The organism is Halomicrobium sp. HArcel3 (assembly GCF_058933135.1).
Genome location: NZ_JBZYDN010000001.1, coordinates 843,280 through 857,764, shown reverse-complemented (window position 1 = coordinate 857,764; position 14,485 = coordinate 843,280). Strand labels below are relative to the sequence as shown.

Genomic DNA, 14,485 nt, shown 5'->3' with positions numbered 1-14,485 from the left:
TTCACTCGGTGACGGACCGGCCGACGACGTGCACGTCGGGCGCGTCGAACCAGATCGTTGTGGTCCCTCGCGGTATCTCGTCGTGCGTGGTCTTCACGAGTATCGGCATTTCGCCCCACTCACAGTGGACGCGGTACGCGTCACCGAGGAACTCCACCTGTTCGACGGTGGCCGTGATCGCGACGTCTCGCTCGTCGAAGGAGAGATCCTCGGGCCGAATCGACAGCGTGGCTCGTTCCCCCGGAGTGACCGTGGACGCTGCCGCGAGCGGGACGGTCTGGTCGTCGATAGAGACGCGAGGGGGGTCCGAGCCGTCGACGGCGGCCTCGAAGACGTTGTTGTCGCCGACGAATTCGGCGACGAATCGGGACGCGGGGGATCGGTATATCTGTTCAGGGGAGCCGACCTGTTCGATCTCCCCGTCTGCGACGACGGCGACCCGGTCGCTGATCGCCAGCGCCTCCTCCTGGTCGTGGGTGACGTACACCGTCGTGATGTCGAGGGACTGCTGAATCTCTCGGAGCGTTACGCGGAGGCGTTCTCGGAGGCGGACGTCGAGCGCAGAGAGCGGTTCATCGAGGAGCAGGACCTCCGGACCCGGAGCGAGCGCACGCGCCAGGGCGATGCGCTGTTGCTGACCGCCGGATAGCTCGGTCGGATCGCGTTCCCCGAGTCCGGCCATGTCTACCAGTTCGAGCAGTTCGTCCACACGTTCACGCCGAGAGACCCCGCCAGGCGGGTCCCGGAACCGGAGTCCGTAGGCGACGTTTTCCCGGACGTTCATGTGGGGAAAGAGTGCGTAGTTCTGGAAGACGACGCCGACGTTACGGTCCTCCGGCGGCCGGCCAGTCACGTCTTCGCCGTCGATGGCGACGGTTCCCTCCGTGGGCGATTCGAACCCGGCTATCGCGCGCAGCGTCGTCGTCTTGCCACACCCCGAGGGGCCGACGAGCGTGAAGAACTCCCCGTGTTCAACGGTGATGGAGACGTCGTTCAGTGCGCTGACGTCACCGAAGTCGACACTCACCCCGTCGAGTTCGACGCCGGCGTCGGTCACGGTTGCCACCGTCCGCCGACGCGGTCGATCACGACGAAACTGCTGGCGGTCACGCCGAGCAGTACCGTTCCCATCGCCGTCGCGGCGCCGAGGCTCGGTCCGAGCGATCGGTTACCAATGTAGCGCTCGAGCGCAACGGGCATGGTGTAGCTGTCGACCCCCTCCGCCAGTAAGACCGTCGAATCGAACTCGCCGACGCTGATGGCGAACGCGAACGCGGCGCCGGCGACCACCCCCGACGCCACCAGGGGGAGTTCGACGTCGAGGAGGGACCTGAACCGGGAGGCACCCAGCGACCGCGCTGCGTCGACCAGTCGCGGATCGAGGCCGCCGAGCGCCGGCGCGACGTTGCGGGTGACGAACGGATACGCGGCGACGGCGTGCGCGAAGACGATGGCGATCGGTCCGAGCACAGTGATCCGGTAGTCGAACAGGACCGTCCCGAAGACCAGCGTCTGGAGGAGGCCAAGACCGACGACGATGCCGCTGACGGCGAGCGGGGCCGAGAGGACGGCCTCGGCGCCGCGACTCCCGGTAACGTCGCGATTGGCCACGACCGCGACGACGATGCCCATCGGCAGCGCGAGCACCAGCGTGCCGACGCCGAAGAGGAGCGAGTTGACGATGGCCGGGAGGGGCCTCGTCGTCCCGATGGCAGACGAGGTCTGCTGGGCGAGGAGGAACCGGTAGTATTCGAGGGTGAACTCTCCACCCGGGCCGGTCACGCTCTCGACGACCATGCTCAGGAGCGGGCCGACAAAGACGACGAGGACCACGACGCCGTAGGCGGCGATCGCGAGTCGACGGGGATCCCGGAGCGACCGGACGCCGTCGACCAACTGTCGGCGCGCCAGCGAGGGGCCGGCGCGTCCCGTCGCGACCTGGCGCGCCTCGTAGCGGAGATAGAGGTACGTCAGCCCGAGCGAGATGACGGTCTCGATAGTCCCGAGCGCGGCGGCCTCCGTCAATTCGAGGTTCTGGACCCGGGCGTAGAGCCACACCTCGACGGTCGCAAGCTGGAGCCCGCCCAGCGCCAGGACGATGGGGAACGTCATGAACGTGAAGACGAACGTGAGCAACGAGGCCGTCAGCAGCGACGGAAGCAACTGGGGGACGACCACGTCCCGGAAGGCCCGAAACGGGGTAGCCCCCATCGACCGTGCCATCTCGACCTGCCGGCGGTCTACCGACTCCCAGGCGGTCGTGACGAGCCTGGTAACGAGCGGCGCGTTGTAGAAGGCGTGGGCGACGACGACGATCTCCAGCGTGAACAGGGCCTCGACCGGACCCAGACCGACGACGGCCAGGAGGTCGTTGAAGAGGCCGTTTCGGCCGAACATCGCCAGGAAGCCGACGGCGACCATGATCCCCGGGAGGACGAACGGGAGGATGGTCAGGGACCTGATGGTGTGGCGACCGGGGAACTCGTATCGGGAGAGCAGGTACGCGCCGGGCAGCCCGAGAGCCACGCTTGCGACAGTGGAGAGAGCGGCCTGGTAGGCGGTGAACCCGAACAGGCCGATGGACGTGGGCGGGAGGTCGAGGCCGGATGGGGAGAGTTCGACCGCGAAGAACCACTGGAGAATCCCCGCCGGGACGCCGAGCGGGTCGGCGAAGAGGTGGTGGGCGATGCCAGTGTAGAACGGGTCTGTGAGAACGTCGAGGATGGGGACGAGCGTCGGCCGGCCGTCGCTGGAGACGGCGTCGGCGAAGACGTTCCCGACCGGGTAGTAGAAGACGACGATCAAGACGGAGACGGTCGTCACGAGACCGAGAGGTACCGCGAACCGCTCGGCCCGTTCGCGCATCGTTACTTGCTCGCGACCTGGCGCGCCCAGTCCTCGATCCACGTGCTCACGTTGCCTGCGAGTTCTTCGTAGGTAAAGGTGACCGGTTCCGGCGGTTCGTAGGCGTACCGGGTGAACTCCTCGTCCATCTCGACGCCCTCGACCGCGGGGAACTGAACGTTCAGGTCCGCGATCTGGGCCTGTGCCTCCTCCGAGAGGACGAACTCGACGAACCGACGGCCCAGGTCACCGTTCGACGCGCTGGAGAACATCGCCATCGCCTCGGGGTTGGCGTACCCCTGGTCGTTCAGAAAGCCGACCTGGTGTTTCGCCATGTCGACGCCCTCGCCGTGGTAGTACACCTGGTCGGTGGAGTACGAGACGATCATCGGCGCCTCGTCGTTCATGTACGCTTCATACGAAGGGTTCCAGTCGGACATGATCCGCACGCCGTTGTCCTGTAATCCCTGCCAGTAGTCGAGGTAGCCGTCGACACCCTTCGCCAGGATGGTCCACAGGAGGAAGGCTCGTCCGGGGTCTGACTGCTGAGCGTTCTGAACGATGAGGTCGCCCTCGTAGGCCGGTTCCAGAAGTGCGTCGAAGGTCTCGGGCTGTTCGACCTCGTTCTCGTCGTACACCAGACTGATGTAGCCGGTGTCGTAGGGTATCGCGCGCCCCTCCGGATCGGCCTGGAGGCCGTCCTTGATTCCGTCGACGCCGGCGACGTCCTCGCTGAGCGACTGGAACAGCGGGTCGTCGAGCTGTTCGTCGGCCCGGACGAGTTCCCCCGTGTTGAGCCCGACGTACAGGTCGGCCTCTATCGGTGCGCCCTCGTTGGCCCGCTGGATGTACTGGTTCAGGCCGTTCTCCGGCGTCGTGAACTCGACGGTCGCGTCGGGATACTCCGATTCGAAGGCGGACTTGAGCCAGTTCCCGGCGGTCTCCTCGCCAGTGAACGACGAGTACGTCGCCACGCGGAGCGTCCCACCGAGCGACGTGGTCGTCGCCGCCCCCGTCGTCGTGCCAGTTCCCGACTCCGTCCTGCTGGGACGCTCGTCGTCTCCGCCGGGGCTGCTACAGCCGGCGAACGCCGAGACGCCGACGATACCTGCTCCCGCGTTCCGAAGAAATCGTCGTCGTTCCATTACTGGGTGTTCTTACCGAGTGGTGGGTAAATACGTTCCTATTCTCGGGCCCGTGACAGTCGTTCCGGCAATCGACCGACGCAGAAGCGAAATCGACGTCACCTGGCGGGAATCGCACTGCGATTCTCCGCCTGGAACAGGTCGCGAACGCGCTCGACGTCGTCGTCGAGTTCCGATTGGTTCTCCAGCAAGACGGTCTCGCTGGGGAACAGCTGCGCACCGACGTCCAGGCCGTGGTCGCGGGCCGTGGACCCGGTGACGGTGACGTAGACGCCGAGTCCCGCGTCGGCGATAGCGGCCTCCTCCTCGCGCTCGTCGTCGGGGTACGTGAACTCGACGCCGTCGCTGGCGTCCGTGCCGAGAATCGCCTCGACGAGACGCTCGTACCGCGGTGAAATACACAGCGGGCCCTCGTATTCGGTGACGAACTCGCGCGTGAGCGACGGCGAGAGCGAATCGACGACGGCCGGCGTCGCGAGCAGCGTGTGGTACACCGTATCCCCCATCCCGGTCACGACGCGAACGTCCGTGTCGACGGGGTCGATCCGGTCGTTGATGTCGGCGATGTCCGTCAGCGGGTCCTCCCGGAGCTCGACGACCTCTTCGAGGACGAGGTCGGCGCTGTCGAACCCGAGCGCGAACTCGTGTTTACGCAGCGCCCGGAACGGCTCCTCGCGACCGACGAGCTGGACGTCGAGATCGCCGAACGGGACGGTCAGGCTGTCGAAGACCACGCGGCGCGGCATCCCGTCGCGGTCGTCACGGAACAGGGTGTACTCGGGTTCGGTCGGGTCGGAGAGGTCGCTGTAGTCGGCCAGGCGGTCGTAGACGGTGTCCTCGGCGGCCGCGTCACCTTTCGTGATCGCTTTCTCGTAGCGCAACGTCGAGATGATCCGGTCGGCCACGTCGGTGGCGTCGGCCTCGGAAGCAACCGTCTCGAGAACGGCTTCGAGAGGTCGCCCCTTGCGGGGGACGGCCACTCTGATCGTCGTCATTGAGAACAAACTAGACGGGCGCCGATAAAACGAGTCCGGTTCCTAGTTGCCGCCGCCGATGACCGAGGAGAGCTGTTCGCGCCATTCCTTGAGCTCCTCGATCTCGTCGTGGATCTCCGCTATCTTCTCGTCGACGTCGCCCGAGCCCATCTCGTCGCGGACGTCGTCGAGTTCCTCGGTGAGTTCGTCCATCCGGGCCTCGAGGTCGTCGACGGTCCCCTCGACATCATCGACCGTCCCTTCGACGTCGTCGACAGTTCCCTCGACCGCGTCGACGTCCGAGGAGATCGTAGAGATCTGTTCCTCGTTGGCTTGAGCCGTGTTCTGGACCTCGTCGAGTTCGCTGTCGAAGGACTCGACCTGTTCGCGGAATTCCGAGACCTCTTCGCGGAACTCGTCGACCATCTCGTCGGCCGTGCCGTTCTCGTCCAGGAACTCCTCCAGGGCGTCCGTGTAGGCGATGACGTTCGTGACGTCCTGCTGGAGCTTCTGGACTCGCGCCTTGACGCTCCCGTCGTTGTCGCTGGCCAGGTCGAAGGCCTTGCGGAGGAGCTGGACGTCGTCCTTCGTCACGTTCTGGTTCCGCAGCTCGTTGGCCAGTGCCGCCACGAGACTGTCGCCGGAGAGTTCGACTGCCGTGCCGTCGCCAGAGGCGCCGTCCGAATCCCCGTCGCCGTCGTCGCTGTCGCCCCCCGACCCGCTCGACTGTGCCCCGCCCTCGTTGTTGGGATCCTTCAGGTCGAGCGTCTCGATGTCGTCGTCGTCGACGTCGTCGAGGCCGGGAACGCTGTCGGCGTCGCCGGAGATGACGTCCTTGACGGCGTCGGACCCGTCGCCGACGATGGCTCCTTCGTCGTCCTCGAGCGGCGGGTCGACCTCGTCGAACTGGGGTTCGGTGAGGAACTGCTCGACGTTGTCCGTGCCCGTCGCACGGATACCGTACACAGTCGTGTACTCGGCGTCGGGTTCGATCTCCCGTTCGAAGGAGATTTCGTCGTCGTCGATCGTCCAGTACTCGCTGCCGTACTCGGGGTGGAATCCCAGGTCCTCGACCGCCACGTCGTCGGGGACAACGTCTGAGAGTCGAACCGTCACCGGCTCGCTCCGCCTCGATTCGAAGTTGAACGCGATCGCGGGGACGGGGAACTCGTCCGCCTCGAAACGCTTCGTGACGGTCACCCCATCCGAGGCGATTTGAACTGCCTCGTACGCCTGGGAATCGCTCATGTTGCTATTACCTTTTTGCCGTGGTCTTAAAGATACTTACTATCATTATTCTTTCCCGTTCGGTTAGGAAATATACATTCAACAGTCCACTCGGTCGCCAATCTCGACGATTTCGAGGGACTCAGGGTATGAGAAGCTATTCATGTGGTTGTGAAGAACTGTCGGCTCTGTTGTCATGCCCTTCCACATGTCCCAGTGGCTGGGGAGAAGCGTGTCGAGTTGGAGCTCGTTGGCCGCCTCGACGATCATGTTCTCGTCACTGTACCACTGGGTCCGGACCGGTTCGCCCGTCTCCTTGTCGTCGATGTTGCCGATAGCGCCGAAGGCGAGCACGCCCAGGTCGATGTCGTAGTTCTCCCCGATTTCCTCGAACTCGCCCGGACGGGCGTCGCCGCCGTGGAAGAACGTCGTCTCGCCGTGTTCGAAGACGTACGAGATCGGGTGTTCCGCGTCTGGGTCGTTGGCAGGCTCGACGTGGATGGTGAGGTCGCCGATCTCCAGCGTGTCGCCCTCGACGATTTCGGTGAACTGGTCGTCCGTGACGTCCCACTCGTCGGTCCAGCCCTCCTCGTCGACGACGGCCATTCCCGAGTCCGTCGCGTAGTAGTCCGCGCCCGTCTGTTCGAGGATCGGTCCCTGCGACGGCCCGTGGACGTGGTCGATGTGTTCGTGCGTCGCCAGCACCGCGTCGGCCTCCGAGACGTCCTCGGGGTTGAACGGCACCGGAATCATCCGGAGCGTCCGCGGCGGGTCCCCGATACCGAGATAGGGATCGATGTACACCGTCGTCCCGCCGCTGGACTTGACGATGAACCCGTTACACCCGAGATACCAGATTGCCAGTCCGTCCGGGTCGGCGTCTTCTACGGCGCGCGGCAACCAGTCGCCCCAGTCGCTATCGACTGTCATGGACGAGGAGTCGGATGGCTGGGGCTAATGCGTTTCGAAGCCACCTCTTTTATTCGGCCACAGACGGCGATCATCGCTTCGCTCAGAACTCACTCACGGGTCGCTCCGCTCCCCGTTCGCAGTATAACTGGTCTTCGCTTCGCTCAGGCCAGCCTGGTCCTCACGGTTCACTTCGTTCACCGTTCGGATTCGAGACGGCCCCTCCCTCCGGTCGGCGCCGTTTTAGTCCTCGCGTGTCGCTTCGCTCCCCCTCGGACTGTCGGAGGCCCGCCCTTCGGGCGCGCCTCCCTAGTCCTCACAGCACCCGCCAGCCTTCTCGCCAAAGTCGACGACGAGTTCGTCGGAGACGACTTCGTTGAGTTCCTGAAGGCGGAGTTCGAGTTCGCTCTGGGCGGCCAGGTACTCGCTCATGACGTCGAGTTCGTGCAGTTCCTCCTGGGCGGCCTGGAGTTCGCGAAGGCCCTCCTCGTCAGCCTGGCCCGTCTGGCGGGCGAGCATGAAGTCCTCGCGGATGGTTTCGAACTTCTGGATGCGCTCCTGGGCTGCCTCGTCGTTCTCGACGGCCCGCTTGGCCTCTGCGAATCGCTGGTAGATGGGCATCTCGGTGATGGCCTCGCCGAACTCGCTGGCGAGCTGGTCGGCGGGGTTCTCACCGGCATCGTCGCGGGTCTCGGTCTCGACGCTCATTGATCGACGTTGGGGACTCGTCGCCTATAGACCTGCCGGAGACGCCCGAGAACGGGGTCCGGGACCCCCGGGAAGGCTTATAGGCAGCGAGCGTGAACTCCGGGTATGGAGACCTCCATGCTGTTCGGCGGCGGACTGGCCGTACTCGTGTTTGGCTTCCTCGCCTTCCAGGACCGGGTCGTCTCGGTCATGATGGGGCGGCGCGACTCCCGGGTGGACGAGTTACTCGACGAGTCCTGACCGCACCAGACGTTTCTCGGCTTGCGGTCGCCGTGGACTGACCAAAGTACCGACGGCGAGCAATCGGCGCGGTGTAGAAGCCAGTCGGCTCCGCCGCTCCGTAATCGCTCGTTCCAGGCTACAGTTTGCGCTTAATCTCGCATTTCCGCTGTGTACGGCGGAGTCGTGACCGAATGCCGGCGTCGGCCCAATTACGCGGCGGTTTTCTGGAATTTCGTTTACGACGCAGATAATGAACTAAACCGGGCCAGTAGTGCCCCACGGAGCATGTCAACAGGGGAGGCAGTCCATGACGAATGAGGCGAATCGAACCGCGAATCGACGGGGCTGGCAGCGGATCGGGGTGACCATCGCCGCGGCGCTGTTCGTCGCGGCAGTACTTGCCGCTGGGGTCGGCACCGTTAGCGCTTCCGAGAAAATCGGTGACGCGTCGGAAGAAAACGCGACGGCCGCGAACGCGACGGCTTTCGAATACGTTGAGGACGGGAACTGTTCGGTGTTCATCCCGGACGACGGGTACGGCTTCGGCGACAATTCGCCCGACACACCGGAGGAGGACGACGAATCCAGCGGGACTGGTCAGTCCAGTGAGGAAAGCGACGATACCCGGGAGGGGGATGACGCGCAGGGTGACGACGACGAACCGATAGCAGACGATGGTGACGGTGAGGACGACGGCGGGGCCCAAACTGAAGCGACGGAGACCGAATCGAGCACGCCATCGGAGACGGACACTGCTACCGAGACGGAAACGGCGACTGAAACCGAAACGGCGACTGAAACCGAAACGGCGACGGAGGAAGAAACGGCGACCGAGTCACCGACGGCAACGACCACCGACTCACCCACGGAGACGGAGACCACTACCGAGACGGTGACGGAAACCGCTACCGAGACCGAATCGGGGACGTCTACCGAGACAGAATCGTCGACAGACGAAGCGTTCGACGAGCGTGCGGTCGAGCGTGATATCCACGCGCAGATCAACGAAATCCGTCGTCAGAACGGGCTGGGTACGCTCGAACACGACTCCGAGTTGAGCGCAGTCGCCCGGAACCACAGCCGGGACATGGCGGAGAACGACTACTTCAGCCACACCGCGCCCGACGGCGACAGCTTCGTCGACCGGTACGATCAGGCCGGCTACGACTGCGCTGTCGGGGGTGGCGAGAACATCGCGATGCGGGGTACTATCGGGGAGCCCTCGGAGTCGGCGATCGCGACCGCCTTCGTGGACATGTGGATGAACTCCAGCGGACACCGGGAGAACATCCTCCGGGAACGGTGGAACGCCGAGGGAATCGGCGTCTACTACGACGGCGAAGACGGGGAGGTGTACGCGACGCAGAACTTCTGTTGAATCACGCCGACGGAACCCCACCGGGTTCCTCACGGCGCGTTGCGGGCACTCACGTAGTCACCGAAACGCGGCTGTTATACGCGCTCGGACGTTACGCCGGGGTAATGAGCCAGGAGCGTACCGACGGAGACCTGCGGAACACAGGTCTCTCGCTGAAGCACGACAGGGAGTGGGACTACGAACTCGACCGCATCGTCGACGCCGTCGACGAACGCGACGCCGAGACCGTGGGCCTCCAGTTCCCGGAAGGACTCAAGCGACGCGGCCCGGCGGTCGCCGACGACCTGCGGGAACTGCTGCCCGAGGACGTCCAGGTGATGATCTCCGGTCAGCCCTGTTACGGCGCCTGCGACCTCGACACCTACATGATGCGCCGGACGGACGTCTTCGTCCACTTCGGCCACTCGCCGATGAAGGAGTCCGAGAAGATCATCTACGTCCCGCTCTTCTCGAACGTCGACGTCTTCCCCATCATGGAGCAGGCCCGCGAAGAGGAATTGGCCTCGCCCGAGGAGGATCCGGACGTCGGTCTCGTCACTACGGCCCAGCACATGAACAAGTTCGACGAGATGAAGGCGTGGCTGGGGGAGCGCGGCTACACCGTCCACACGCGCAAGGGCGACGACCGCCTCACCCACGAGGGCCAGGTCCTCGGCTGCAACTACGCTAGCGCCGACGTCGACGCCGACCAGATGCTGTACGTCGGCGGTGGCAAGTTCCACCCGCTCGGCCTCGCGATGGAACACCCCGACAAGAACGTGGTCATCGCCGATCCCGTCAACAACGTCGTCACGGTCGCCGACACGGAGAAGTTCATGAAGCAGCGCTACGCCTCCGTCCACAAGGCGATGGACGCCGAGCGCTGGGGCGTCATCTTCTGTACGAAGATTGGCCAGGGCCGCTGGGACGAGGCCCAGGAGATCGTCGAGAACAACGACAACGCCTACCTCATCACGATGGACGAGGTGACGCCGGACCGGCTCACCAACTTCGGGATGGACGCCTACGTCAACACTGGCTGTCCGCGTATCACCACCGACGACGGCCCGCAGTTCAAACAGCCGATGCTCACTCCCCAGGAGTACCGCATCGCCATCGGCGAGGAGGATCTGGACCAGCTGGAGTTCGACACCTTCCACGACACCTGGTAAGTCGAACTCCCCGACCAGCGGCTCGATTACTTCTGCGCATCTACAAAACTTTTTGAATGCGCATAATGTATTGTGAGTGATGGCGACAAAACGGGCTCTGGCCCAGCAACTCGGCGTCGTGGCGGGATTCGAGGACCCGCGAGCCCCCCTCGAACAGTACCGAACGCCGCCGGAACTGGCGGCTCACCTCGTTCACCTCGCCGACCTGCGGGGGGACGTCGAAGGAAAGACGGTCCTCGACTTGGGCTGTGGGACGGGCATGCTCGCTCTGGGTGCCGCGCTGCGCGGCCCGGAGCGCGTCGTCGGCGTCGATATCGACCCGGCGCCGCTTGGGACTGCCCGGGACAACGAGCGCAAGGTCGCCTCGACCACCTCCGTCTCCTGGGTCCGCGCCGACGCGACTGACCTGCCGCTCCGACCGGACCCCGCGGAGACGACGATCGTCATGAACCCGCCGTTCGGCGCCCAGTCGGGGAACGAACACGCCGACCGGGCGTTCCTGGCGACCGCCGCCGACGTCGCGGGCGTCTCCTACTCCATCCACAACGACGGGAGCCAGGAGTTCGTCGAGTCGTTCGCGGCCGACGAGGGCGGCGACGTCACCGACTCCTACCGGACGGAGTTCGAGTTGCCTCGACAGTTCGACTTCCACGACGAGGAGAAACGGACGATCGACGCCGAAGTGTACCGCATCGAGTGGTCGGCTGACGGATAACTCCTCTCAGGCGTAGTTCTCTCGATCGCCGTTCGCTCAGTCACCGTTCCGTCGGGCGATCTGGACGCGCGTCTCGTTCTCGATGGCGAAGACGCGACTCTCGTCGCGACGGAACGTAAGCCCGCCGGTCGTGACCGACGTCCCGTTCGCCGGAACGGCCGCGCTGCCCATTGTCTCACCTCGCCGTGTGACGACGAACTCGAACTGCTCGTCGGTGGAACGCATCGTGACGTTACGCCCGGCTATCGTTGGGTCGGCCGCTGCGGGCTCAGACGAGAAGCCGAGCGTCCGGTCCTCGCCCTCGGGGCGGAGGTACACCTTGTACACCTCCTCGTTGCCAGCCAGTATCCACCCGGTCCGGTTGACGACGACGCGTTCACGCCAGCCGAGTCCGCCGACGAGGATGGAGACGCGACCGCGGTTTTCGAGCCGTGCCGGTCCGACGGCCGTCCGCCAGATGTATCGATCTGGACTCGTGACGATGACGCCGCTCGTGTTGATCTGGGGCGAGTAGTCGATGATCGGGATCGAGACGGCGTCGATGTACCCCTCCGGGATGTCTTCGGCGTAGCCGACCGAGTAATCGCGAACCTCGACTGTCCGGTCGGGACCGGGCTGCTGGTCGATGGGGGCGACGTTGTAGAACACCGCCGACCCGGAGAGCGAGGCCAGCAAGACGACGACGAACGCGAGGGCGAACGTCTTGTGCACGCTCCCGAATGACGGAACGGCGACGTCCTCGCGCCTCGTCGCCGCGATCACCACGATCGTCGCGAGGAGGAACACGACCGAGACGCCGGCCCACCTGAAGAGGACGTACCGACCCCCGTCCGCAGGGAGGTACATCGCCCACAGGCCCTGGAACGTGGCGAAGGCGACGAGCGCGAACCAGACTCGCCGGGGTTCGGGCCAGTCGTCACGCGATCGGGCCAGGGCGATAGCGAGCAAGATACCGGCGAGGATCCCGATGGCGTGACCCTGGATGGCGATGTCGGCCCACCAGGGCGTGACGACGCGTGGCGTCGGTGACGCGACAGACTGGGGGTTCGTCACCGCGGAGAAGGCGAGGCTCAGGACCTGTGAACCGAGGATCGCCAGCGTCGCGAGGACTGGTCGCTGGACGACGGCGAAACCGGCGTAGGCGAAGACGACGCCGGAGAATCCGACGACGGGACCGAGGGCGAACAGGGCGGTGAACAGGCCGACGACGATAGAGACGACCGGAACGGCGAGGATGCGGGCGTACGGGTTCGTTCGCCAGCCCGTGAACGTCTGAGCGCCGCGTTTTCTCGGATAGTGGCCCCACGCGTACTCCGCGATGGAAGCGTAGGCCACGGTTCCCACGAGGTTTCCGACGACGTGGGACCAGCTCCCGTGGCTGAACGCGGCGGTGACCATTCCGAGCGGGTAAAAGTACGACCACGAGCGGAACGGGATGACGAGCGGCTGTCTCGGATGCGCGAGCCCACCCTGGACGAAGAGGTACACCGACGCGACGAACCCGACGGTGAGGGCCGTTCCCCAGGGGACGCCGTGCAAGAGTCGGGAGCGAACGCCGTCGGTTCGCCTGCCGTCCCCGGATATCAGCGCGAGAACCAGGAACGAGACGAGCACCGACGCGACCACCACGAGCCAGCGATAGGGCTCCAGCGCCACCGGCACACCTGCCGACATATACTGCGGAACGGACCGCGGTGGCTTATCAGTGGCGCCCGGTACCCAGCCATTCGAGCCAGGAGCGCAGGTTTTTCGACCCCCAGGGCCGTCTTATTCACTAATGGGAGTCCGCCCGCCGGCGAACGACGACGACGACGGACCCGAGGTCATCGAGTTCGGGATCGCGGCCCTGGACGCCAGACTGAGCGACGCGGCAGTGACGTACCCGACCGATGCACAGTCGCTGCGGGACGAACTGGGCCACGTCGAAGTACCCTACGACGCGTCCGGACACGCGATGACCCTCGCAGAAGCGCTCGAGGAGATCGACCGACGCGAGTTCGAGCACGAGCAGGACCTGCTGAACGCGCTGCACCCCGTGTTCGAATCCAGACGTGAGGCCACCGGCAACAGCCTCCTCGCTCAGTTACGGTCGTTGATCCCGTTCTAGGACTCCGCCGGGTCGACGCCGCTCTCGTCGACCGTCGACTCTTCGACGTCCGCCGACTGCCCGGCCGCGTCCTCGCCCACTGGACCCGCATCTTCCCCTTTCTCGTCGCCGATCTTGCGGGCGATCTGCTGGATCTGGTGGGTCTGTTCTCGATTGACGGCGACGATCATGTCCGAGAGGACGGCGAACATCAACAACTGGACGCCGAGCAGTACCGCCGACCCCGCGAGGAACGCGATGACCTCGTGGGAGATGCTCCTGACGAACCACTCGTAGGCGACGTAGGCCGCCAGACCGATGCCCGTGAGCGTACTCAGCGTTCCCACGCTGCCGAAGTAGAACAGCGGGTTGTTCGTCTTGGCCATCTGGTAGAGCGTGAGAATGATGTTCGCGCCGTCGCGAAACGGGCGCAGATTCGTCTCCGAGTCCTCCGGCCGGGGCTCGTAGGTGATGGGGACCACCGCCGTCCTGACGTTGTGTTTGACGCACTCGACGGACATCTCCGTCTCGATGCCGAACCCGTCGGATCGGAGGTGGAGCCGGTTCGCCGATTCGAGCGTGAACGCCCGGTAGCCCGAGAGGATGTCGACGAGGTTCCGACCGTGGATGAGCGAGAACGAACGGTTGATGATTCGATTGCCGACCTGGTTGAGCCGCGTCATCGCCCCGGACTGCATGTTTGCAAACCGGTTGCCGATGACGTGTTCGGCCTCCCCCGAGAGCAGCGGGTCGAGGAGCCGCTCCGCCTCTTCCGGCCGGTACGTCGAGTCGCCGTCGAGCATCAGGACGTACGGCCGGTCGACGTGGCGCTGAAGCGCCTCGCGGACCGCCTGGCCCTTCCCCGTCCCGGACTGTTCGACGACGCGTGCACCCGCCTCGCGCGCGACTGCCTGCGTGTCGTCCGCGGACCCGCCGTCGACGACGAAGACGTGTTCGTACCCCTGGTCGACGAACCCTGTCACGACCGCACCGATCGTCTCGGCCTCGTTGTACGTGGGAACGAGGACGCAGACGTCGTCGCTATCCGCCATTGGCGGTACTCGTCACGCCGCCAGCAAAAAGCTGCGGATCGGAAGTGAGGCGCCGACTCTCCGTCGATCACATG

At 65.1% G+C, this 14,485-nt stretch carries 14 protein-coding genes; 5 read left to right on the top strand and 9 right to left on the bottom strand.

Going from position 1 to position 14,485, the window contains the following annotated elements:
* Nucleotide 1 precedes the first annotated feature (1 nt).
* From AC5FRV_RS04400 to AC5FRV_RS04370, 7 genes are all read right to left on the bottom strand, one after another.
* Nucleotides 2–1,066, bottom strand: a complete 1,065-nt coding sequence (locus tag AC5FRV_RS04400; RefSeq protein ID WP_493559882.1) for an ABC transporter ATP-binding protein — start codon at nt 1,064–1,066, stop codon at nt 2–4.
* The gene (locus tag AC5FRV_RS04395) at nt 1,054–2,865 is read right to left on the bottom strand and encodes an ABC transporter permease (protein ID WP_493559881.1); all 1,812 of its coding nucleotides are present in this window, start codon (nt 2,863–2,865) and stop codon (nt 1,054–1,056) included. The genes AC5FRV_RS04400 and AC5FRV_RS04395 overlap by 13 nt, the downstream gene beginning before the upstream one ends.
* Before the next feature lie 2 nt (nt 2,866–2,867).
* Nucleotides 2,868–3,989, bottom strand: a complete 1,122-nt coding sequence (locus tag AC5FRV_RS04390; RefSeq protein ID WP_493559880.1) for a thiamine ABC transporter substrate-binding protein — start codon at nt 3,987–3,989, stop codon at nt 2,868–2,870.
* A gap of 98 nt (nt 3,990–4,087) precedes the next feature.
* Nucleotides 4,088–4,984, bottom strand: coding sequence for a phosphoribosyltransferase HisG-related protein (locus AC5FRV_RS04385; protein WP_493559879.1), 897 nt, complete (start codon nt 4,982–4,984; stop codon nt 4,088–4,090).
* Between the two features lie 42 nt (nt 4,985–5,026).
* Nucleotides 5,027–6,211 (bottom strand): hypothetical protein, encoded by a 1,185-nt coding sequence (locus AC5FRV_RS04380; RefSeq protein ID WP_493559878.1) that lies wholly within the window; start codon nt 6,209–6,211, stop codon nt 5,027–5,029.
* A 78-nt stretch (nt 6,212–6,289) separates the two neighbouring features.
* Complete coding sequence (locus AC5FRV_RS04375; RefSeq protein ID WP_493559877.1) at nt 6,290–7,120, bottom strand: MBL fold metallo-hydrolase; 831 nt, start codon at nt 7,118–7,120, stop codon at nt 6,290–6,292.
* Between the two features lie 288 nt (nt 7,121–7,408).
* Entirely contained in the window at nt 7,409–7,807 is a 399-nt protein-coding gene (locus AC5FRV_RS04370; RefSeq protein ID WP_493559876.1) for a YlbF/YmcA family competence regulator, read from the bottom strand.
* 105 nt (nt 7,808–7,912) lie between these two features.
* Here AC5FRV_RS04370 and AC5FRV_RS04365 point away from each other — a divergent pair, with 105 nt between their 5' ends.
* The 4 genes from AC5FRV_RS04365 (at nt 7,913) to AC5FRV_RS04350 (ending at nt 11,273) form a co-directional block, all read left to right on the top strand.
* A complete protein-coding gene (locus AC5FRV_RS04365; protein WP_493559875.1) occupies nt 7,913–8,047 on the top strand; it encodes a hypothetical protein in 135 nt (44 codons plus the stop codon).
* A gap of 289 nt (nt 8,048–8,336) precedes the next feature.
* Nucleotides 8,337–9,407, top strand: coding sequence for a CAP domain-containing protein (locus tag AC5FRV_RS04360; RefSeq protein ID WP_493559874.1), 1,071 nt, complete (start codon nt 8,337–8,339; stop codon nt 9,405–9,407).
* Nucleotides 9,408–9,511: 104 nt separating this feature from the next.
* Nucleotides 9,512–10,558, top strand: coding sequence for a diphthamide biosynthesis enzyme Dph2 (dph2, locus tag AC5FRV_RS04355; RefSeq protein ID WP_493559873.1), 1,047 nt, complete (start codon nt 9,512–9,514; stop codon nt 10,556–10,558).
* A gap of 79 nt (nt 10,559–10,637) precedes the next feature.
* Nucleotides 10,638–11,273: an METTL5 family protein gene (locus AC5FRV_RS04350; RefSeq protein ID WP_493559872.1), complete on the top strand. Its 636-nt coding sequence runs from the start codon at nt 10,638–10,640 to the stop codon at nt 11,271–11,273.
* 36 nt (nt 11,274–11,309) lie between these two features.
* Here the strand turns inward: AC5FRV_RS04350 and AC5FRV_RS04345 are convergent, their stop codons facing one another.
* Nucleotides 11,310–12,947, bottom strand: a complete 1,638-nt coding sequence (locus tag AC5FRV_RS04345; protein WP_493559871.1) for a rhomboid family intramembrane serine protease — start codon at nt 12,945–12,947, stop codon at nt 11,310–11,312.
* 103 nt (nt 12,948–13,050) lie between these two features.
* Here AC5FRV_RS04345 and AC5FRV_RS04340 point away from each other — a divergent pair, with 103 nt between their 5' ends.
* Nucleotides 13,051–13,380 carry a hypothetical protein gene (locus AC5FRV_RS04340; protein WP_493559870.1) on the top strand — a complete coding sequence of 110 codons (330 nt, stop codon included), beginning with the start codon at nt 13,051–13,053 and terminating at the stop codon, nt 13,378–13,380.
* Here the strand turns inward: AC5FRV_RS04340 and aglJ are convergent.
* Entirely contained in the window at nt 13,377–14,411 is a 1,035-nt protein-coding gene (gene aglJ, locus AC5FRV_RS04335; protein WP_493559869.1) for an S-layer glycoprotein N-glycosyltransferase AglJ, read from the bottom strand. The genes AC5FRV_RS04340 and aglJ overlap by 4 nt on opposite strands.
* Nucleotides 14,412–14,485: the final 74 nt, after the last annotated feature.